The sequence below is a fragment of the Paenibacillus sp. VT-400 genome, assembly GCF_001029205.1.
Classification (GTDB): Bacteria; Bacillota; Bacilli; order Paenibacillales; family Paenibacillaceae; genus Paenibacillus; species Paenibacillus amylolyticus.
The window spans coordinates 3,012,553-3,034,768 of sequence record NZ_LELF01000067.1 but is presented as its reverse complement, the minus strand read 5'-3'; the positions used below and the strand labels follow the sequence as shown (position 1 = coordinate 3,034,768).

19 protein-coding genes are annotated in these 22,216 nt (G+C 44.3%); 16 read left to right on the top strand and 3 right to left on the bottom strand.

Going from position 1 to position 22,216, the window contains the following annotated elements; all coding sequences use genetic code 11:
• Positions 1-152 precede the first annotated feature (152 nt).
• Entirely contained in the window at positions 153-854 is a 702-nt protein-coding gene (locus EL84_RS23950) for a trimeric intracellular cation channel family protein (protein WP_082219118.1), read from the top strand.
• A 1-nt stretch (position 855) separates the two neighbouring features.
• Complete coding sequence (locus tag EL84_RS23945; protein ID WP_047843380.1) at positions 856-1,326, top strand: low molecular weight protein-tyrosine-phosphatase; 471 nt, start codon at positions 856-858, stop codon at positions 1,324-1,326.
• 165 nt (positions 1,327-1,491) lie between these two features.
• Here EL84_RS23945 and EL84_RS23940 read toward each other — a convergent pair whose 3' ends face one another.
• Positions 1,492-2,226: an alpha/beta hydrolase gene (locus tag EL84_RS23940; protein ID WP_047843379.1), complete on the bottom strand. Its 735-nt coding sequence runs from the start codon at positions 2,224-2,226 to the stop codon at positions 1,492-1,494.
• Positions 2,227-2,482: 256 nt separating this feature from the next.
• Between EL84_RS23940 and pdhA the strand changes: the two genes are divergently transcribed.
• The 9 genes from pdhA to EL84_RS23895 all read left to right on the top strand — a co-directional run bounded on the left by pdhA (position 2,483) and on the right by EL84_RS23895 (position 14,447).
• Complete coding sequence (gene pdhA, locus EL84_RS23935; RefSeq protein WP_017688072.1) at positions 2,483-3,550, top strand: pyruvate dehydrogenase (acetyl-transferring) E1 component subunit alpha; 1,068 nt, start codon at positions 2,483-2,485, stop codon at positions 3,548-3,550.
• Between the two features lie 101 nt (positions 3,551-3,651).
• Entirely contained in the window at positions 3,652-4,629 is a 978-nt protein-coding gene (locus EL84_RS23930; protein WP_036613653.1) for an alpha-ketoacid dehydrogenase subunit beta, read from the top strand.
• Positions 4,630-4,805: 176 nt separating this feature from the next.
• Positions 4,806-6,125: a dihydrolipoamide acetyltransferase family protein gene (locus EL84_RS23925; RefSeq protein WP_047843378.1), complete on the top strand. Its 1,320-nt coding sequence runs from the start codon at positions 4,806-4,808 to the stop codon at positions 6,123-6,125.
• Positions 6,126-6,128: 3 nt separating this feature from the next.
• Positions 6,129-7,544, top strand: coding sequence for a dihydrolipoyl dehydrogenase (gene lpdA / locus EL84_RS23920; RefSeq protein WP_036613658.1), 1,416 nt, complete (start codon positions 6,129-6,131; stop codon positions 7,542-7,544).
• A 276-nt stretch (positions 7,545-7,820) separates the two neighbouring features.
• Positions 7,821-8,615 carry a thymidylate synthase gene (gene thyA, locus EL84_RS23915; protein ID WP_047843377.1) on the top strand — a complete coding sequence of 265 codons (795 nt, stop codon included), beginning with the start codon at positions 7,821-7,823 and terminating at the stop codon, positions 8,613-8,615.
• 50 nt (positions 8,616-8,665) lie between these two features.
• On the top strand, positions 8,666-9,154 hold the full coding sequence (locus EL84_RS23910) for a dihydrofolate reductase (RefSeq protein ID WP_047843376.1): 489 nt from the start codon (positions 8,666-8,668) through the stop codon (positions 9,152-9,154).
• Positions 9,155-9,771: 617 nt separating this feature from the next.
• Positions 9,772-11,259 carry a glutamate synthase subunit beta gene (locus tag EL84_RS23905; RefSeq protein ID WP_036673826.1) on the top strand — a complete coding sequence of 496 codons (1,488 nt, stop codon included), beginning with the start codon at positions 9,772-9,774 and terminating at the stop codon, positions 11,257-11,259.
• A 231-nt stretch (positions 11,260-11,490) separates the two neighbouring features.
• Positions 11,491-11,982: a Fur family transcriptional regulator gene (locus EL84_RS23900; RefSeq protein ID WP_036613667.1), complete on the top strand. Its 492-nt coding sequence runs from the start codon at positions 11,491-11,493 to the stop codon at positions 11,980-11,982.
• 125 nt (positions 11,983-12,107) lie between these two features.
• A complete protein-coding gene (locus EL84_RS23895) occupies positions 12,108-14,447 on the top strand; it encodes a type IA DNA topoisomerase (RefSeq protein ID WP_047843375.1) in 2,340 nt (779 codons plus the stop codon).
• Between the two features lie 35 nt (positions 14,448-14,482).
• Here EL84_RS23895 and EL84_RS23890 read toward each other — a convergent pair whose 3' ends face one another.
• Both EL84_RS23890 and EL84_RS23885 read right to left on the bottom strand, forming a co-directional pair.
• The gene (locus EL84_RS23890; protein WP_047843374.1) at positions 14,483-15,247 is read right to left on the bottom strand and encodes an HAD family hydrolase; all 765 of its coding nucleotides are present in this window, start codon (positions 15,245-15,247) and stop codon (positions 14,483-14,485) included.
• A 49-nt stretch (positions 15,248-15,296) separates the two neighbouring features.
• On the bottom strand, positions 15,297-16,217 hold the full coding sequence (locus tag EL84_RS23885) for an ArsR/SmtB family transcription factor (protein WP_036613670.1): 921 nt from the start codon (positions 16,215-16,217) through the stop codon (positions 15,297-15,299).
• Between the two features lie 391 nt (positions 16,218-16,608).
• Between EL84_RS23885 and EL84_RS23880 the strand changes: the two genes are divergently transcribed.
• The 5 genes from EL84_RS23880 to EL84_RS23860 all read left to right on the top strand — a co-directional run bounded on the left by EL84_RS23880 (position 16,609) and on the right by EL84_RS23860 (position 22,146).
• Positions 16,609-17,799, top strand: a complete 1,191-nt coding sequence (locus EL84_RS23880) for an MFS transporter (RefSeq protein ID WP_047843373.1) — start codon at positions 16,609-16,611, stop codon at positions 17,797-17,799.
• Between the two features lie 83 nt (positions 17,800-17,882).
• Positions 17,883-18,608, top strand: coding sequence for a phosphonate ABC transporter ATP-binding protein (locus tag EL84_RS23875; RefSeq protein WP_036613671.1), 726 nt, complete (start codon positions 17,883-17,885; stop codon positions 18,606-18,608).
• 22 nt (positions 18,609-18,630) lie between these two features.
• On the top strand, positions 18,631-19,950 hold the full coding sequence (locus tag EL84_RS23870) for a hypothetical protein (RefSeq protein WP_053061594.1): 1,320 nt from the start codon (positions 18,631-18,633) through the stop codon (positions 19,948-19,950).
• Entirely contained in the window at positions 19,943-20,641 is a 699-nt protein-coding gene (locus EL84_RS23865) for a response regulator transcription factor (protein WP_017688086.1), read from the top strand. Before EL84_RS23870 ends, EL84_RS23865 begins: the two co-directional genes overlap by 8 nt.
• Positions 20,638-22,146, top strand: a complete 1,509-nt coding sequence (locus tag EL84_RS23860; RefSeq protein WP_047843372.1) for a sensor histidine kinase — start codon at positions 20,638-20,640, stop codon at positions 22,144-22,146. Before EL84_RS23865 ends, EL84_RS23860 begins: the two co-directional genes overlap by 4 nt.
• Positions 22,147-22,216: the final 70 nt, after the last annotated feature.

Genomic DNA, 22,216 nt, shown 5'->3' with positions numbered 1-22,216 from the left:
ATAGTTCATAGTCCAAATATAATGTTGGAACCTGTACAAATATATTCACCAAACCAGTATAATCCACAAAATGTGGTTGCACAATTTAAGTGCTCGCGGATACAATGGGTAGAGCGACATGGAGATGACTTGAAAAGTGAGGTTTGAACAGGTTGGACTTACACATTTTTGAAGTATTCAGCATTATAGGCACTATCGCATTTGCAATGTCCGGCGCTTTCGTGGCAATGGAAGAGGAGTATGACATTCTGGGTGTACTAGTGCTTGGACTTGTCACGGCATTCGGAGGCGGGATTATCCGGAATGTACTTATAGGTATACCTGTAACGACACTATGGAGTCAGGGATCACTTATTATGTTAGCCTTAGTATCTGTAGCGATTGCGTTTATATTACCTCTCAAGTGGATTAGTCACTGGAAGCGAACAGAGGCGTTGTTTGATGCAATCGGACTCGCAGCATTTGCAATTCAAGGGGCGCTGTACGCGGCGAACATGGGACATCCCATTAGCGCAGTTATCGTTGCAGCAGTAATGACCGGCATTGGTGGAGGCGTTATTCGTGATGTGCTTGCTGGACGTAAACCGCTTGTATTGCGTGACGAAATCTATGCTGTATGGGCAATGACAGCCGGTTTTGTTATAGGTATGGGTTGGTTAACAACGAATGCTGGATTATTATTTTGTTTCGCGGCCGTTGTGTTCTTCCGGATGTGCTCTGTACATTATAAATGGAAACTGCCACGTCGTTCGCTCGTACCATCTGAGACCGGAAACGTCAGTCCTCAGCCAGAGAACATTGTGACACAGCCAACATCGTCGGTACTTCAACGTACGTTAAGCAAGGGGGATTAATATGATTAATGTTTTGTTTGTATGTCTGGGTAATATATGTAGATCACCAATGGCTGAAGCCGTTTTGCGTCACAAAGTCCTGGAGAAGCGGCTTGAACACCAGATTCGTGTGGACTCAGCGGGTACAGGGGACTGGCATGTTGGTAAACCTCCGCATGAAGGGACTCGAAAATTGCTGGATTCGTACCAGATTTCTTATACCAACATGGCAGCAAGACAGTTCGCCAGCGAAGACTTTACTCAATTTGATTACATTGTGTGTATGGATAATTCCAATGCAGATAATGTGCGCAACGTTCCAGGCGGAGCTGAGGCGGACATCATCAAGTTCATGGACATGCTTCCCGAGGGAAAACTCAGAGAAGTACCTGACCCATATTACACAGGCAATTTTGAAGAGGTGTACGAGCTGGTTAACGCAGGCTGCGATGTTCTGTTGAGAAAGATTGAAGCGGAACATTCCTTAGCCTAAAAGGTAAACGAAATTCATGCTTAATTTGTAATTCGACAAAGAAGCAGGAGTAGAGCACTTAAAGCAAGCGGGATATCCTGCTTCTTTTTCAGGTTACAATTGTAAGCGGTATCATTAAAATAAAAAACAATAGCGGCATTTCAGCCGCCTGTTAAAGTGGTCCTTTTATCTTTCCTGGAGAAAATAAAGTAATGCTTCGGGCAATTCCTTCTGCCAAAAACCCCATTGGTGTTTTCCGTCTTTCTCCTGGTAGGAGACGAGGGCACCACGTTTTTCCAGCAATTCTCGAGTATCCCGGTTTAATTGAACGAAATCATACGTACCTGTGTCTGCTTCGAAATCAGTCTCCTGCAAACCAACAATCATCCAGATCGAGAGCCAAGAAAGATCTTCAGCTGCGGCATAGATTTCCTGAGAAGCAGAGTAGAAGGCGCCAGACAGGCTGATCACACGTGTGAACAGATCCGGATATAACAGAGCAAGATGAAGCGAAACACTGCCACCGAGCGAGTCTCCGGCAAGAATGCGTTCCTGCGGAGAACGGCGCACAGGATATTTCTCTTCTATATAGGGAATAATCTCTTCAGCGAAGCAAGCGGTATATGCCTTGAACCGATCTCCAAATGGAGCATATTCCCTCGTTCTCACGGACACATCGACCTGAACCCCTACAATAATGAAAGGTTCGGCTCCTTCGTCCAGAATAATTTGGTTAGCTGTTGTAGCAATTCGTCCGAAATTAAAAAATTCTTCGCCATCCTGACAATATACGACAGGGTAGCTAAGCAATTCGTTATAGCCCGGAGGAAGGTAAATACGGAGCGTTCGCTTCTCTCCGAGATAGCGACTTTCAATCTCTTCCTTCACAATCGTGCGTTTCAAATAGCGGGAATCCGTCATAAAACGTCACCTTTCTCGGTTAATTTTTTGCATTCGACCGCGCAATACGGTAAGATTACCCTTGTGCGGGGTTAGGTCAAACACGCAGTCATGTATTATGCTGTTATACCAATATTAAGCCCCTGTTATACATACAATCCGGCAGGAAACATAAAAAAATTACGGATTTCTTTGACGTATGGAGTGAAACAGGTGTATAATAATATTATAACAGCGGAACTTGATATTCAAATTTTTTGTTGAGGTGAAGAAAAAAATGAGCAAGGTTCCTTATGAAGTGTATACAGAGGATGTAGAAGCTCTGTCCGTGCTGTCTCCTGACGGCGAAATTGTTAACAAAGACATGATGCCTACACTTTCCGATGATCAATTAAAAGAAATTATGTACCGCATGGTATTTACCCGTACTTGGGATGACCGTGCAGTAAACCTGGGCCGTCAAGGTCGTCTTGGTTTCTATGCTCCAGTATCTGGTCAAGAAGCTACAATGGTTGGTAGTGAATTTGCAATTGAAAAAGAAGACTTTGTATGTCCTGGCTATCGTGACATTCCGCAACTCGTATGGCATGGACTTCCTCTTTATCAAGCATTCTTGTACTCCCGTGGACACCAACATGGTGGACAAATTCCAGATGGCGTTAATGTATTGATGCCACAAATCATCATTGGTGCACAAATTCTGCATGCAATGGGTATCGCTATGGGTTACAAATTGAAGAAACAAAAACAAGTTGTTATCACGTACACAGGTGATGGCGGTTCTTCTGAAGGTGACTTCTATGAAGGTCTGAACTACGCTGGTGTATACAAACTGCCTGTTATCTTCTTTGTACAAAACAATGGTTATGCCATCACAACTCCTTTTGCTAAACAAACAGCAGCTCTGTCCATCGCTCACAAAGCGGTAGCAGCAGGTATCAAAGGTGTTAAAGTTGACGGTATGGACATCTTCGCTGTTATCAAAGCTGTTCAGGAAGCTGCTGAGCGTGGACGTAACGGAGAAGGCGCAACATTGATCGAAGCAGTAACTTACCGTTTCCGTCCTCACTCCCTTTCGGATGATGCTTCCAAGTATCGTACAAAAGAAGAAGAGGCAGAATGGTCTGCTAAAGATCCTATCGCACGTTTCGCTAAATATCTGGAGAAAAAAGGTCTTTGGACTGAAGAAGATACAGCACGTGTGAAAGAAGAAGCAAAAGCTAAAGTAAATGAAGAGATCAAAAAAGCGGAAAAAACCGAGAAAATGACGATTTCAGGCTTGATCGACAGCATGTTCGAACAAACGCCTAAGCACTTGGAAGAGCAAAAAGCTGATTTCCAATAAGTTTTTTCCGATAAAGCATAAACATCCGCGACTTTAATGTCCCGGTATACATGTACGAATTCAAATGTGAACTGTCAATGTTTAAGGAGGAAATGAAGCAAATGGCACAAATGAACATGAAAGAAGCAATCCGTGATGCGCTTCGCGTGGAGTTGAAACGTGATCCTAACGTTCTGCTTTTCGGTGAAGACGTAGGTAATGTAGGCGGCGTTTTCCGTGTAACGGAAGGTCTGCAAAAAGAGTTTGGCGAAGAGCGTGTATTCGATACACCACTGGCTGAGTCCGCTATTGGTGGTCTGGCTGTAGGTCTGGGTGTACAAGGCTTCCGTCCGGTTGCTGAGATCCAATTCGTTGGTTTTATCTTCGAAGCCCTTGACCAAATGGTAGTGCAAGCTGCTCGTATGCGTTTCCGCTCCGGTGGAAAATACAATTCTCCAATCGTATTCCGTACACCATTCGGTGGCGGTGTAAAAGCGGCAGAATTGCATACAGATTCCCTGGAAGGTCTGCTCACGCAAACACCAGGTATCAAAGTCGTAATTCCTTCTAACCCTTACGATGCAAAAGGTCTGATGATCGCTTCTATTCGCGATAACGATCCTGTATTCTTCATGGAACACTTGAACTTGTACCATGCTTTCCGTGCAGAAGTGCCTGAAGAAGATTACGTTGTTGAATTGGGCAAAGCGAACGTTGTTCGTGAAGGTTCCGATGTAACGATCATTACTTACGGTATGATGGTTCACACTTCTGTGAAAGCAGCAGATGAACTTGAAAAACAAGGAATCAAAGTTGAAGTTATCGACCTTCGTACGGTTAGCCCGATCGACATCGATACTATCGTTGCTTCCGTTAAGAAAACAAACCGTGCAATTGTTGTACAGGAAGCTCAAAAGAGCGCAGGTGTTGCAGCTGAAGTCATTGCCCAAATCAATGAAAAAGCAATCCTGCACTTGGAAGCTCCGGTTCTGCGTGTAGCTGGCCCGGATACTGTATATCCATTTGCACAAATCGAAGATACATGGCTGCCTAACCCGGCGCGTATCATTGCTGCGGTTAACAAAGTCGTAAATTTCTAATTTAATCATCTGACATGCCGCAAGGCGCAGTATGGTGATTCACACCGCAGCGCAAGCTGCACTGTAAACAGCCATTAGCCCCTTGAGTAACAGTTATTTGCATTAGCAGTAACAGTTGTTTCTTGGAGTTAAGGGTTGTTTTCAGGATTGAGCACATAATCAAGGAGGTTTTTCAGTTGGCTAAATTTGAATATAAATTCCCTGAATTGGGCGAAGGCCTGCACGAAGGCGAAATCATCAAGATGCACATCAAAGTCGGTGACAAAGTAACTGACGACGACATCATCATGGAAGTACAGAACGACAAAGCGGTTGTAGAGGTACCTTGTCCGGTTAACGGAACAGTTACAGAAGTATTCGCTAAAGACGGTCAAGTCTGCCACGTTGGTGAAGTTGTAGCGATCATCGATGCAGAAGGCGAACTTCCTGAGCAAGACGACGCTCCTGCTGGCGATCAAGGCGAGCAAGAGAAAGATGCAGCTCAAGGCGGAGCTGACACAAGCGGTTCTTCTGCAGCAGCTTCCAGCTCGGATGCAGCTAAAGAAGGCGGCAACAACAGCGTTCCGGCAGTACCTGCCAAAGACGTTCTGGCAACACCAAGCGTGCGTAAATTTGCTCGCGAACAAGGTGTAGACATCGCTCAGGTTAACGGCACTGGCAACAACGGTAAAGTAACCAAAGAAGATGTTGAATCCTTCAAAAACGGTGGCGGTTCTTCCGCAGCGGCATCTTCCGAAGCTCCGGCTCAAGAAGAGAAAAAATCCGCAGCACCAGCAGCTGCAGCTGATCAACACGTTGAAGAAGAGCGCGTACCATTCAAAGGTATCCGTAAAGCGATCTCTAATGCAATGGTTAAATCGGCTTACACAGCACCTCACGTTACAATCATGGACGAAGTGGACGTAACTGAATTGGTTGCTTTCCGTACTCGCATGAAACCAATTGCAGAGAAAAAAGGAACAAAAGTTACTTATCTGCCATTCATCGTTAAAGCACTGGTTGCGGCTTCCCGCCAATTCCCGGCTCTGAACGCTATGATTGATGAAGAAGCTAACGAAATTGTTTACAAAAAATACTACAACATCGGTATCGCTACAGATACAGACAACGGCTTGATCGTTCCTGTTATCAAAGATGCTGATCGTAAATCCATCTGGATGATTGCTGATTCTATCCGTGATCTGGCTGCTCGTGGTCGTGAGGGCAAATTGAGCGCGAATGAAATGAGAGGAAGCACAATCTCCATCAGTAACATCGGTTCTGCTGGCGGTATGTTCTTCACTCCAATCATCAACTTCCCTGAAGTTGCTATTCTTGGAACAGGACGCATCAGCGAAAAAGCAGTGATCAAAAACGGCGAAGTAGTTGCAGCACCTGTAATGGCTCTTTCCCTGAGCTTTGACCACCGTATCATCGATGGCGCAACAGCACAAAACTTTATGAATTACATTAAACAGCTGCTCGCTAACCCTGAGCTGCTTGTTATGGAGGTGTAAGATATGGTAGTAGGCGACGCTTCTCTCAATATCGACACATTAGTAATTGGTGCGGGTCCTGGCGGCTATGTAGCTGCCATCCGCGCTGCTCAACTGGGCCAAAGCGTATTGATCGTAGACAAATCCGAACTGGGCGGTGTTTGTTTGAACCGTGGATGTATTCCATCCAAAGCCCTGATCTCTGCTGCACACCAATATGAGTCTGCACTTCACGGTGAAGCTTTTGGTATCTCTGCTGAGAACGTAAAAGTGGACTTCAGCAAAACTCAAGAGTTCAAAAACGGCGTTGTTAAGAAAATGACTGGCGGCGTAGCTGGTTTGCTCAAAGGCAACAAAGTTGAAGTTTTCAACGGTGAGTGCATGTTCATCAACGAAAACGAAGCTCGTGTATTCAATGACCACGAGTCTCCGCGTTACAAATTTAAAAATGCAATTATTGCAACAGGTTCCCGTCCAATCGAACTGAAACCTTTCCCGTTTGGCGGACGCATTCTTTCTTCGACAGAAGCTCTGAACTTGCCTGAAGTACCAAAAAGCATGATCGTTATCGGTGGCGGATATATCGGTGCTGAGCTTGGTCAAATGTACTCCAAATTCGGTGCGAAAGTAACAATCATCGAAGGTTTGGATACAGTACTGCCAGGTTTCGATAAAGACATGACTAGCCTCGTGGCTAAAAACATGAAGAAAACAGGCATCGAAATCGTAACGGGTGCAAAAGCTGAAAGTGCTGAGCAAACAGATAAAGATGTAACTGTTAAGTACTCTGTAAATGGTGAGTCCAAAGAAGTAACTGCAGATTACCTGCTGGTAACTGTTGGACGTCGTCCAAACACAGATGGAGAACTTGGTCTCGATATGATTGGTGTTGACGTTGACGAGCGTGGATTTGTCAAAGTTGACCACCAAGGTCGCACTAGCATTCCTCATATCTTCGCAATCGGTGATATCGTATCTGGCTTGGCTCTGGCACACAAAGCTTCTTATGAAGGTAAAGTGGCTGCTGAAGCAATCGCAGGACAACCATCTGTAGTTGACTACAAATGTATGCCAGCTGTTGTGTTCACAGATCCAGAGTGTTCCAGCGTAGGTTACACTGAAAAAGAAGCTAAAGAAAAAGGTTACAAAGTAAAAGCTGGCAAGTTCCCTTATGCGGGTAACGGCCGTGCTGTATCTTTGAACCACGCTGAAGGCTTCGTGAAAATCGTAGCTGACGAAGAAAGCGGCCTTGTATTGGGTTGCCAAATCGTAGGTCTGGAAGCTTCCAACTTGATTGCTGAGCTTGGTTTGGCAATTGAGATGGGCGCAACTTTGGAAGATCTGGCTCTCACAATTCACGCTCACCCAACTTTGGGCGAAATCGTGATGGAAGCTGCGGAATTGGTTATGGGTCACCCGATCCACATCATCTCCCGTTAAGATCATCTAAGCTTCGGATCCGTCCGGCATTATACGTATATCAGAAGAGACGAATGACGTTAACGCGTTATTCGTCTCTTTTTTTGTTTTAAAATGGGAGAGATCATGTGAAGGTTTACATGTTATACTATAATGTCACACATAGCATAATGTTTGAGGAAGCCCTTTTTATCTAGAGGCTCAAATGATACAATATTAAAATGATCGGACGTGATGTGGTGTATGCCAGTCTTAGTCTGAATAGGTAACAAATAAGAAGTGCGAGGGGATAACAACATGAAAAACTATCTCGATTTATTGCAGGATATTCTGAACAACGGCGTGCATAAAGGAGACCGTACAGGAACAGGAACACAATCTGTATTTGGCAGACAACTCCGTTATGATCTCTCCGAAGGATTTCCGCTGGTAACAACCAAACGAATTCATCTCAAATCGGTTATTCATGAACTGTTATGGTTTTTGAGTGGCGATACGAATATATCTTATTTGAAAGAAAACGGTGTGAAGATCTGGGACGACTGGGCGGACGAAAATGGGGATCTCGGTCCGGTATACGGCTCGCAGTGGCGTACATGGGAAGCACCGAACGGAGAAAAAATTGATCAGATCGCTGCAGTCATCGATTCGATCAAAAATAATCCGGATTCACGTCGTCACCTTGTCAGCGCATGGAATGTGGCTGAGATCAATAATATGAAGCTGCCACCTTGTCATTTTGCGTTTCAGTTTTACGTTGCAGAGGGTAAATTATCATGTATGCTTACGATGCGTTCCGTGGATACGTTCCTCGGATTGCCGTTTAACATCGCGAGTTATGCGCTCTTGACTCATATGATCGCCCAGCAATGTGATCTTGAGGTGGGTGATTTCATCTGGTCTGGAGGGGATGTTCACATCTACTCCAACCATGTTGATCAGGTTAAAACGCAGCTGAAGCGTGAACCTTATGCTTTACCTAAGCTGGTAATCAAGCGTAAGCCGGATTCTATTTTTGATTATAAGTTTGAAGATTTCGAGTTTGAGAACTATCAGCATCATCCGGGCATTAAAGCTCCAATTGCAGTCTAATTATGTGTTCAATCTCGACAAGAGACTTGGATTGAAGGAGTGTATTACCCTTGAGTATTGAATTGGTATGGGCAATGGGGGAAAACGGTGTGATCGGATTAAATAATTCGATTCCATGGCGTTTACCCAAGGATATGGCCTTTTTCAAACAACGTACATTAAACAAAACGATTATCATGGGACGTAATACGTGGGAATCTTTTGGCGGTAAGCCGCTTCCTCAGCGTCGTAACATCGTAGTGACAAGAGATCTGAACTACAAGGTGGAACAGGCTGAAATCGTACATACGATTGAGGAGGGTCTGAGTCTAACCAAAGGTGAGGAACTGTGCGTAATTGGGGGTTCCCAAGTGTATCGTGAGTTCCTGCCACTTGCAGATCGTCTTGTGGTGACCAAAATTCATGAGAATTTTGAGGGAGATACGTTTTTCCCAGAAGTGGATTGGTCCGAATGGGAACTGATTGAACAGATTGAAGGCGAACAGGATGAAAAAAATGTTCATGCGTATACATTCGAATTTTACGAACGTAAACGGTAAATAGGGCATAAGAAATTCCTGACTTCGGTCGTATTTGTATGATGAGAGGGCGCTGATTACGAAATATTCGTGAACAGCGTCTTTTCTTTATAAAAAAAATGAGTCACTTGTTTAAACTGGAATACATATAACATTAATATAACATAAGTAATTGGAATTTATGTATAATATACATACGACCAATCATTAAACAGTAAAAAAGTGTAAAAATTTTGGGGGTTTAACGTCGTGAAGCCCTAAAACAGGTCTGATATTCGGAATTGAGAACGATTTATAGCAAAATATGTTGAATTTGATGACAAATTATCTAACATTCACTTAACGTTTCGACCTTTTATTTCTGTAACACACACCAGATTTCGCAGTTCAAAACCACATTTAACACCAAAATAAGGGTATTGACCATGGGTAGACTTGAAAGATATGATGTATAAAATACAAATAATTATGCGGATAATCCATTTAATATTCAGCACAGTAAATGCTACTATAATTGAAATATCTTCGAGAAGATTTTGTGATACAATATACAAAAACTCAAGTAATGAGTAATCCATTTCATATAGAACCATGCACATGAAGGGATTAAGACAAGAACGGATGGGGGAAAACGTAAGATGTCTACACCTACTGGATTTATGGAATACAAACGTCAACTGCCAACAGATCGTGAGCCAGCGGAGCGGATTAAGGATTGGGAAGAGTTTCATAAACACATGGCTGAAGAAGAGCTCAGAACACAAGGTGCACGATGCATGGATTGTGGTACCCCGTATTGCCATACAGGTATAGATATGATTGGCGGCACGTCAGGTTGCCCCGTGCATAACCTGATTCCAGAATGGAATAATCTTGTATATCGCGGACTGTGGAGAGAAGCACTTGAGCGCCTTCACAAAACGAATAATTTCCCAGAGTTTACAGGTCGCGTCTGTCCAGCTCCTTGCGAAGGATCATGTACAGTTGGCTTAATTGGTCAGCCTGTAACCATCAAAACGATTGAAGAAGCAATTATTGAAAAAGGTTTCGAAGAAGGATGGGTGGTTCCCCAACCTCCTGAAAAACGCACGGGTAAACGTGTAGCTGTGGTAGGCTCAGGTCCAGCGGGATTAGCTACTGCGGCTCAGTTGAATAAAGCAGGACACTCGGTAACCGTATATGAGCGTTCGGACCGTGTCGGCGGATTGCTGATGTACGGTATCCCAACGATGAAATTGGATAAAAACGTAGTTCAACGTCGTGTTGATCTGCTCGAAGCAGAAGGCATTCAATTCATTACGAACACCGAGATTGGTAAAGATATTGCAGCACAACAACTGGTGGATGAATATGACGCTGTTGTATTGTGCGGTGGTGCAACGAAGCCGCGTGAATTCAATATTGAAGGCAGCGACTTGAAAGGCGTTCATTACGCAATGGATTTCCTGAATGGCAGCATTAAGAGTTATCTGGACTCCAATCTGGAAGATGGTCAATATCTGTCCGCTAAAGATAAAGATATTATCGTCATTGGTGGCGGTGATACAGGATCTGACTGTGTGGCTACATCGCTGCGCCATGGTTGTCGTACGATCACTCAATTCGGTACGCATACACAAGCGCCTATGGAGCGTGATCGCATTAACAACCCTTGGCCGCAATTCCCGAACGTATACACACTTGATTATGCGCAAGAGGAAGCCAAAGCGTTGTTTGGTCAAGATCCGCGTGAGTTCTCCATCATGACAACAAAATTTGTTGGAGACGATGAGGGGAACCTCAAAGAATTGCATACAGTACAGATCGAGCGTATTGTGGATGAGACTGGTCGCAAGATTTATCAGCCGATTCCAGGTACAGAGCGTGTATTCCCGGCTCAGATGGCCATGATTGCCATTGGTTTTGATGGACCGGAACAAACGTTGGTAGAGCAACTGGGACTTGCAACAGATCGTCGCACAAACGTTAAGGCACGTTACGGCAAATACAACACCAATGTGGATAAAGTATTTGCAGCAGGTGACATGCGTCGTGGTCAAAGCTTGGTTGTATGGGCGATTAATGAAGGACGTGAGGCTGCTCGTGAAGTGGACAAATACTTGATGGGTGCTTCGGTTCTGGTGTAAAAGTATAGAACAAGATATCAATGACAACCTTCGCGATCAGCGAGGGTTGTTTGCTGTTATTTTAACCAATTTGACTACATATTTCATGTAAGTGTGAGCAATATCATTGCTTTTTAAGTGATAAAGATTTATTATTATATTATAATGATTATAAATAAGGATTACCTGAAACCATGAATCCCTACGATAAAAGTAAATTTCAATGAATATAAATCGGAGGTGCGACCTGCTATGGCAAGTAACCGGGACAAGTCCATTTCAGAACAGATCTTTCACATTAAAAATCAATTGGTTGAAAAAGGATATAAGTTAACACAACAACGGGAAGTTACTGTACGTGTATTGCTTGAACATGAGAAGGATCATTTTAGCGCAGAGGAAGTATTCCTGCTGGTTAAGGAGCAGTTCCCTGAGATTGGATTGGCTACCGTATACCGAACTCTTGAATTGTTGAGTGACCTTCAGGTCGTTGAAAAGATTAACTTTGGTGACGGTGCTGCGCGTTTTGACCTGCGAAGTACAGACGGTTCCCATCACCACCATCATTTGATTTGTACAGAATGTGGTAAAGTGGAAGAGATTATGGAAGATGGTCTGCTTCGTTTGGAACAACAAATCGAGCGTCAGTATGGCTTTGCTGTTACGGATCATCGTCTGGATTTCCAAGGTGTATGCAAAGAGTGCAGACAAAAGCATGTATTAAAGGAACAAGCAGCAGGATAATTCATTTCGGGAAGGTGCTCCCGAATCCAAAATCTGATATAATGAGTTTCAGAAGCAAGGGGCTTCCGTCGGCGGAATGCCCCTTTTTGCCGTCATGCGGACGGTGAAGGAGGAGAGATGGACGGATGAAGACACTGGTTATAGCGGAAAAACCCGACATGGGTCGAACCATTGCCGCCGTCATAGAACCAAAAGCCAAGAACAATCGCACGTATCTGGAGGGTGAGCATTACATCATTACTTGGGCGATAGGGCATTTGCTTGGACTGGCTGAACCGGATGCCTATGATACAAAGTACAAGCGTTGGAATATAGCGGACCTGCCGATCATACCCGATCAGTTCAAGATTGTACCCAATCCGAGAACAAAAGATCAGCTCAAAATGATTGGAGAACTGGCAAAACGGGCTTCAGCGATCGTTAATGCTTGCGATGCAGGGAGAGAAGGTCAGTACATCTTCGCCCTCATACAACAGCAATTGAAGCTGCGTCAGCCTGTAAAGCGTTTATGGATATCGGATTTGACGGCAGAGAGCATTAGACGTGGTTTTGATGGTCTGAAGGATGCCTCTGAATTTGAAAATCTGACCCATGCTGCTCGCGCCAGAAGTGAAGCCGATTGGCTGATCGGCATGAATGCATCACGGGCGTTTACAACCCGCCATAATGCATTGTTGTCTGTAGGCCGTGTACAGACGCCGGTACTCGCGCTAATCTACGATCGGGAAATCGAGATTGAAGCGTTCCAGTCACAGACCTTTTATGAAGTAGCCGCCTGGTTTCGGCAGGAAGGTGTGGAGTACCGGGGACTGCGTCAGGGAGATAAGTTGACCGATGCGGAGGCAGCAGAGGCCATTGCAGCCAGTGTGAAGGGCAAGACAGGGCAGATTACCAAATACGAAGCAAAGCAGACGAAGGAGTATCCGTATCGTTTGTATGACCTGACCCTTTTACAGCGTGAAGCCAATGCCAAGTTCGGATATGGAGCCAAAAAAACACTGGATATTGCACAGGCCTTGTATGAAAAACACAAGGTAATTTCGTATCCGCGGACAAACTCCAACTATGTTACAGAACAGAATATTGAAGGTATGCACAAAACACTAAACCTGCTTAAAAATGGTACCTATAGTGAGCTTGCGCAAGGGGCCAAGTCGGAGCTTGTTCATAAGAATAATAAAGGGGTATGTAATCCGAGCAGGGTTGAGGATCACCATGCGATCCTACCTACTTTGAAACGACCAGGTACCTTATCCAAAGATGAGCAGAACATCTATGATTTGATTGTCAGACGTTTCTTGTCTCACTTTTATCCTCCGGCGGAGTATAAGCAACATACCGTGCTCACCGAAGTGGAGAAACATCAGTTTAAGACATCTGTCAAAGAGCTGTTGTCCCTCGGATGGAAAGTGGTTCTCGGTTCTGGAGATCAGGAACAGGGCGGTGCAGGCAAGAAAAAGACCAAGAAAAACGGCAATGAGGAAGAGGAAGCTGAAGAGTGGACGGACAAGGCTTTTGCTGTGCAACCTGAATTGCCTGTCCAATGTACGAAGAGTGAGTTCAAGGAGAAGGCGACCCAGCCTCCCAAAAGTTATACCGAGGGAACATTGCTGAAAGCGATGGAGAGTGCAGGCAAGCAGATCGAGAATGAAGAGCTGCGAGATGCGATGAAAGATAGTGGTCTGGGTACTCCGGCTACACGTGCGGCTACAATTGAGCGTCTCAAAAACGTAGGTTACATTACGCTGCAAGGGAAGAAAATGCAGTTAACGCTCAAAGGCAGAACGGCTATTGAGTTGATTCGTCGCGCGGGTGTAGATCTGTTAACTTCACCTGAGATGACCGGGCAATGGGAAAGAAGGTTATATCAGATTTCCAAAGGTGAGGCGGGTCAGGACAAGTTCATGGAGAACGTTAAGAAATTCACCTTGTCCATCATTGAGAAAGTGCGTGTACAAGCCCCGGCACCAGCAGATGCTTTTGGGGAAGATTCGCGTGGAGGTAGGGGAAAAGGCAAGGGAGCCAGAACGCAGGCCGGGAATACAAGGACATCTGCCAAGACGGCTAGTGGCGGTTCAACTGTAAAAACGTCTCGTCAGGCTACGGCATCTTCATCGAGAGTTGGCAGTGGGAAAAGCACGACCACCAAGGCGCCGTCCTCAAGTGCGAGCTCATCTGGAGTGAGAGAGTTACTGGCACCTTGCCCCTCTCCTGGCTGCACGGGTCAGATTATAGAGGGCAAGAAGGGTTATGGATGCTCACGTTTCAAGGAAGGCTGTTCATTTGTGGTCTGGAAAGAGTATGCGGGCAAAAAAATCACCAGTACGATGTTAAAATCGCTGATTGAGAAGGGCAGTACACAAGTACTATCGTTTAAACGAAAAGACGGGAGTACGGTGAAAGCACGGATTATTTTGCAGGACGTAGTAACAGGCAAATTATCTGGCGAGAAGCAGGATGCCTGATCTTAGTTAACAGTTAACATACAGCAAAAGGACCCTTAACCAAGGGTCCTTTTCTGTTGCTGCTGTTGTATATTTTCGTGTATGACTTTTGGTACCTCTTCCAGTGCAGTGATGGTATACATCGACGTTTCCGGATTAGGCTGAAGTTCTACGATGTTGTATTGCCATTCATTCGGTTGTTTGATATAAATGCTGTGAATTCCGGCTTTTACCGCAGGCATAATATCTGTGCGTAGTGAGTTGCCAATCATCCATGTTGCACGACGATCAAACGGACCATTAGACAGAATGCCTTCCAGTGCCTCGACGTTTTTGTGTTGTCGGATATAGATCCGATCATCAAAATAAGCCGAGAGTTTCATCTGATCAATCTTGCGCTGCTGAATCACGGTTTCGCCGCCGGTATATAAGTAGAGGGAGTGTCCAGCACCTTTGAGGTTCTCAAGCGTTTCAACCATATGAGGGTAGGGTTCAACCTCCTGATCGTACACACTCATACCCAACTTGCTCAGATAAGACTCTTCTCTGGGAGAGGTTAATCTGGCGAACTTGCTGGAGAAATAACGATAGGTATCTATAAGGGATTGCGGGAAATGATGACTCGCAAAACCAAGCTTGTTCACTCCGGTTACATCGATCTCCAGCTGTTTTTCCCGAATCTCTTGTGTTGTCAGAGAATGTCCATCAAACCACTCTTGCATATTCTCAAAGAACTCTCCCAAAATCAGGTTGAAGTATTTGTTGCAATATACGAGTGTATCATCAAGGTCAAACAAAATATGTTGTTTCATTATTTTCATGATCTAACTCACTCCTTGTAGCCAGTAAATCCACAATGGTTCAACTAAATTAAATGCGAATATAGGATTCCAGGAACATATTCAATTCAGATACGCCATCCGGCCGAATACTGTATTTCTCTTTACGGTTACTTCCGAGCAGATGGGTCCGTAGCAGACCTGCGATGCGTAGCGCCATAACCTGGTCTTTGACCGTGTCTTCGTCTTTACCCAATTCTTCACACATCTCAGCGAGGGATTTGGGTTCATCCGATACGTAACGAAGCAGGCGAAGTCTTTCGGGATCAGCCAGCGCATGGGTGAAACGTAAAAGGCATGTTGGCGGCTGGTCTTCGTTCTCTTCAGGTGCATCTACGGGATACTGCATGATCATCATACCCTCATAGAAACAGTACATATTAATAGGACGATTGTGCACCGTTGGAAACAGGATGACTTCGTTCAGTCCCGGCATCGGTTCAACAAGAACGCCCGCTGTAGCATATTCAATAAGCAGTTCAGAGCCCATTTTATCAAGCAAAATGCGTTTTTCTTCGGCATCTTCTTCCAGCCACACACGCTGATCTTCGCTCATATTCTGACAGTAGTGTTCATCCCATAGTCGCAATAATGGGACATAGCTGTTCCGAATGCGCGTAGATTCTTCTATTGTAAGAGCCGGCAGAAGAGGAGACACACGTGCAAACAGGTCTTCCGCTGTCATTCCGGCAAGCATGTCCAGGAAATCACGATTCTCCGATGTATCATTTTGATAGGCTGCCCATGCAAACAAAACATCAAAATCATCAAAAGGCCAAGTGGCAGCAGGTGCGAGCGCAGCTCGTACATTGGAACTTAGTTTGCCTTCCACTTCCAGAATCCATTCAGGACCAATATCCAGATGCTGAATCCATTTTTTCGTGACATAAACTAGAAAGCTGTTAAGCATTTCATATATCGGTGAAACATCAATTTTCACATGATAAGCCATAATGTTGCAGAATCCTCCCGTCACATCTAAATGTACGCAGCGACTTAAGTACGATTAGTGCGTGTTCAAAAAGTCTGGTTTTCAGTAACAAGAAGATGGAACGAAGCTAGAAATGGAGTAGCGGAGCGTAGGAAAACTACGTGAGCAACGGACATTTCGGCTGAATTTCATCTTCGAAGCTGATGATGCCACTAGGTATGATTCGTAATCAAAAGTGAACTTTTTGAACAACCTCTATTATGGCTTGTTTTGCAGGGCGTTGTCCACTATAATGTTCAAGTCCGGGGCAAAGCCCTGATCTTTGAATAGCAGTTTAAAACCATATGTATACCATACAAAAGTCGTCAGCGATGGCGATTTTTCTTTGTGTGCTCGCAGGAGGAATGAATTCGTGTCATCGATTACTCGTCCCAAACTATCACACTCGACAGCCAACTATCTCATTTTGATTACGGTTATTGTGGTGGCGGGAATAAGTCAGGGGCTTTTGCTGCCTGTGCTTTCGATATTTTTGGAGCAAAAAGGGGTTTCACCAGGTTTAAACGGATTAAACGCCGCCGCGTTGTACATTGGCTCTTTTGCCATGACTCTCGTTGCGGAGCGACTACTGGGTGCATTCGGGTTCAAAAAGCTGATTGTAGGTGGCCTGATATTAGTCATGGTCCCTTTAATACTATTTCCGTATTTTCCAGATATTAAAATATGGTTCATATTACGTCTGATCGTTGGAATAGGAGACAGCGCACTTCATTATGCGGCTCAACTATGGGTACTGCTTGTTACCGCTCCTGAAAAGCGTGGACGCTACATATCACTATATGGCATGTCCTATGGGCTGGGATTCAGTATTGGTCCGCTGGGAATTAAGCTGCTTGGCTTCGGTTATGCTGTCCCTTTCTGGGTTTTGTTCATCTGTATCGCAGCAGTACTTATACTGGTATTAATGAAGCTTCCGGATACAAAACCGGAAAAAGCAGAGCATGGCCAACTGCCGGAACGTCGCTTCCGTCGAAGTCTGGCATGGGCCTGGTATGCACTTTTACCAGCACTCTTATACGGATATATGGAAGCGGGTATGAATAGTAACTTCCCCGTTTATGGGCTGCGTATTGGATTCGATACCAATCAGATTTCGTCGTTGCTTCCTTTTATCGGGATTGGAGGTTTGTTCCTTCAATTGCCACTCGGGATGTTGAGTGACCGATATGGGCGTAAGAAGATATTGATGTTTGCGGGCATCAGCGGGGGAATCATCTTCATGCTGGTTCCAATCGCAGGTACGCATTTCTGGTGGACTCTTGTATTGTTAACAATTGCAGGTGGCCTGGTTGGTTCATTTTTCTCACTGGGCCTGGCCTATGCCGCAGACATTTTGCCTAAGGTGTTGCTGCCTGCAGCCAACGTTGTGGCATCCTTTCATTTCACGATTGGAAGTATTATTGGGCCGAATCTGGGTGGTCAGATGATCAACTGGATTTCACCCGGAAGCATGTTCACCTTGCTCGGAATCATGTACCTTCTTTTCGGCGTGGCAGGTATATTATTTCGTCGTAAACCTGAGTTCGAATCTGTGTTAAAATAGAAGCTGGTGTTCGCATGGAAATTGATGTCCATTTCCGAGTACACTAGTGGTAGGGAAAAACATGGACAAGAGGAGACATCGCGATGATCAGAGTAGAGAACTTGAGTAAATCCGTTGGCGTGGACCGCGTTCCCGTTCTGCGGGATATTCGATTTGATATGCAACAGGGTGAGATGATAGCTGTAGTTGGTTCAAGCGGTAGCGGAAAAAGCATGCTGCTCAAATGTCTGGCTATGATGGAGAAATGGGATTCAGGCCGGTTTACGGTGGATGGCGCCGAGATTTTGAAAGAAGGCTGGTCTGGAAAACGGAAAATCAAACGGGAATGGGCATACTTGGAACAAAATCCAGAATTATTTCCTAGACGTACGGCTCTTAAAAATGTATTAATCGGACGATCGGGTCAGACTCCTGTATGGAGAATGGTAACCGGTATGGTACGTTCCGATGACTATATGGGTGCTATGGATTATCTCGAAGGGTTGGGATTACTTGATAAAGCACATCAAATAGCAGAGAAGCTCAGTGGTGGCGAGAAGCAGCGTGTTGCTATTGCAAGAGCACTTGCTCACGGTGCCAAAGTCGTTTTGGCGGATGAACCAGTCATTGGTCTTGACCCTCACACAGCAGATTCGGTGCTGGAAACGCTGCGCAAATTATGTGAAGAAGAACGTGCAACAGTCATTGCAGTGCTGCCTATTGAGCTTGCTGAGAAACATGCCACACGGATCTGGGGATTGGCAGAAGGCAAGATTGCTTTTGATATTCGTGGACGAAGACTGACACAGCAAGAAAAAAACCAGATTTAAACTATTGAAAAGAGTGATGAGATTGTTTAATTCACGGTGGGGACGCTTTGTAGCAGCAGGAACTATGGCAATTATGCTTGGTTCTGTTCTAAGCGGATGTACAGTCATAAGTGATCCCAAGCTTCTGATGAAGCAACCTATGATGTCCATGGACAAGGAGAAATTATATACGATTGTACAGAAGGAACAACCATCGGAGAGTAAGTTAATCCGGCCCAAAGATCTGAATAATACAAGCATGATTCGTGTTGCTGATCTGAATGGTGATGGTACTCGTGAGGCTATTGTTTTCTACGAAACCCCTAATGAGAATGTGCGGATTCATGGAATGCTCTTAGAGGAACAGGGTGATACATGGGTGAAAAAACTTACATTTGACGTTCCGGGGAATAGCTTGCAATCATTTAAATTATTGGATATTACAGATGACGGAAATCCAGACATTGTTCTCGGGGTAAGTGTTGAAGCCCAGAAAGCCTTAATGGCCTACTCCTACAAAGGAGGTGCCCTTGAACAGGTAATGGGTGGTGTGCCCTACAATCAATTTATTATTGACGATATTCAAGGAAACGCGCTGGATTTAAATGGGGACAACGAAAGTGATTTTGTGATAGTGACATTAAATACGAGTGGTTTTGCCACAATTGCCTTATATCAATTTAATGAGGGTAGTTTTAAAGAAGTTGATCGCATGCAGACTGACTATACTGTTAAAGAAATATATAGCGCACTCGGCGGACAGATTGCTGAGAACAAAATGGGTATTGTTTTGGATGCTGAGTTAGATGATCGAAGTACTTTTTCACAGATCATATATGTAAAAGACGATAAATTGATAAATGCTTTCAAATCACCCGATCAAACTTATAGAGATGACAAAATTTTAAGTAGTGATGTCAATAATGATGATATTATTGAATTTGGATTAAAAGAAACACCAAAGGGTTGGGAGCATTATGTTTTTGATGAGCGAATGTGGTTCTATACTTTTTACCAATGGGATGGAAAAGATGGGAAGAAATTTGTCTCTTTTCAGTATCGAGACGATGCAAATTCATTCCATTTAAATCTCAAATCGGATTGGTATGGGAAAATAACTATTGATACTAAATCGGAAAAAAACAAGTATATTCGCTTTAAAATGATTGACACTGATGAAACTGTTGGTGAAATTAAATACTTCACACTTTCGCAGTGGGAACAGGAGAAGGGAAAGAGTTGGAAAGAAATTACACGGAACAATGAACATATTATTGCTTCACGTGGTTCTCAACTTGATGGGAACCCTGGACTCTTAGAAAATTTATCGCAGACAAATAGAAAGGAAGAACTTAATGAGTAAAGTACTTATTCTTGAGGATGAGGAATCCATCCGCAGTTTTATTGTAATCAATTTGAAGAGAAACGGATTCGAAGTACTTGAAGCTGGAGACGGGCATGAAGCGCTTCGCATACTGCAAACAGTACCTGACATTGATCTGGCTCTACTGGATGTTATGGTACCTGGTATAGATGGTTTCGAGGTGTGTCGCAGGATCCGTGAGACCAATGAACGTCTGGGCATCATCTTTTTAACCGCCAAAGTTCAGGAACAAGATAAAGTATACGCACTCTCTGTTGGTGCAGATGATCATGTAAGCAAGCCTTTCAGCCCAACAGAGTTGATTGCGCGTATTCAGTCTTTATTACGCCGTGTGAACGTGCACCGGGAAACTGCGGCGAAGGTTACGTTCCAGTCTGGACCATTTTCACTGGACTTGATCTCGAAGCAATTCAAGAAACAGAATGAAGCCATTGAATTGACTCCAACGGAGTTTTCCTTAATTCAGTTTTTCCTGGAAAAAGAAAACACACCGCTCAGCCGCGATGTGTTGTTAGATCATGTATGGGGCAAAGAGTACATGGGTGATCCCAAAATTGTGGATGTCAACATTCGTCGTCTGCGTCAGAAAATTGAGAACAATCCTTCCGAGCCCGAATACCTCCAGACTGTATGGGGTCACGGCTACAAATGGAAGGGCCGGGAGCAATGATTAAAAAAGGCATTACGCGACAGATCGTATTACATTACTTCATCGTAGTTTTTCTTGCTCTGTTGTTAGTTGAATTCATATTTATGCTTGCAGTGCAAAGATACTATTATGAGAGTATCTATAATACTATAAACCAGCGGATTACGATGACAAATGATTTTAAAGAACCTTTGTCTCTAGTGAATGGTGCAGAAGATGGTAATAATCTATCGTATCTGCTTGTGAATCTTCAACTTGATAATACTGAATTACAAATTCTCGATTTGAACGGAAGAGTATTGGCCAGTTCTACGGCATTTGAGTCAGAACATGCTGTTCTTCAGACCAGTGACATCTCTCAGGCGATGAACGGGAATGTGGGTCGTTGGGTCGGGAGACAGCCAATTACAGGAGAACAAGTGATGGCAGTATCTCATAAACTTGACCTTGGAGGCGAGAATACTTACGTTGTCAGGTACTTGACATCTCTTGACCTAGTTAATTCAAAATTACTAGTGATGGGATTGCTTGCAGCTGCTGTAGGTGTTGCTGTGCTTTCTCTTGTATTGATCATCAGCATTGGTATGGCAAATTCCATTGTACGTCCAATTAATAACATCACCGCAGTATCTGCCCAAATGGCTAGAGGACGGCTGGATGTCAGGGTCAAGGGGAATTATAAGCACGAACTGGGCGAATTGGCATCAACACTTAACTTCATGGCACATGAAATCGTGCGCAGTAATCAGATCAAGGATGATTTTATCTCTTCGATCTCACATGAATTAAGAACACCTTTGACCAGTATCAAAGGCTGGAGTGAGACACTGGATTCAGGCGGTTATGATCCGGATGAAACCCGTATCGGTATGGGTATTATCTCCAAGGAAACCGAACGACTGATTGGACTTGTTGAAGAGATGCTGGATTTCTCCAAATTGCAGCAGAATCAGATGAAGCTGGTCAAAGGAACTGTCAACATTCGTGAAATTGTACAGGAAACGATGTTGAATGTCTGGGCCAAAGCGGAACAAAAACAGGTCCATCTCAAGTTGGAGACGGACGAGACTCGTGCTTATAATGTCCATGGAGACGGCAACAGACTGAAACAAGTCTTCCTGAATGTTGTGGATAATGCGATCAAATTTTCACATGAGAATTCCTGGATCTTCTTGTCGGTCAAAGAGGAGAATGGTCAGATTATTGCAGCTGTTCAGGACACCGGTATCGGAATTAGTGAGGAACATCTAATTAAAGTGCGGGACCGCTTCTTCCAGGTAAATCATCAGAATGGGGGAACGGGACTGGGGCTTGCGATTACGCAGGAACTGGTAGAACTGCATGAGGGAACGATCACGATGCAAAGTGAACTCGGATCGGGGACAACCGTTACGGTTACGTTACCGGCTGTGGCTGAGGAGATGGGTCCAGAAGAATCTGTAACCGCGTCTGGTGATGCTGAAGTCACAGATGAGCGAACAGCTAGTGATGCTAGTGATACAAAATCAGATCTAGAAAAGTCTTAAGGTTTTAAAAGATAAGAGATTTTTCTATCTGATGATCGAGCATGTACGCTTTATAACATCCATATCAACA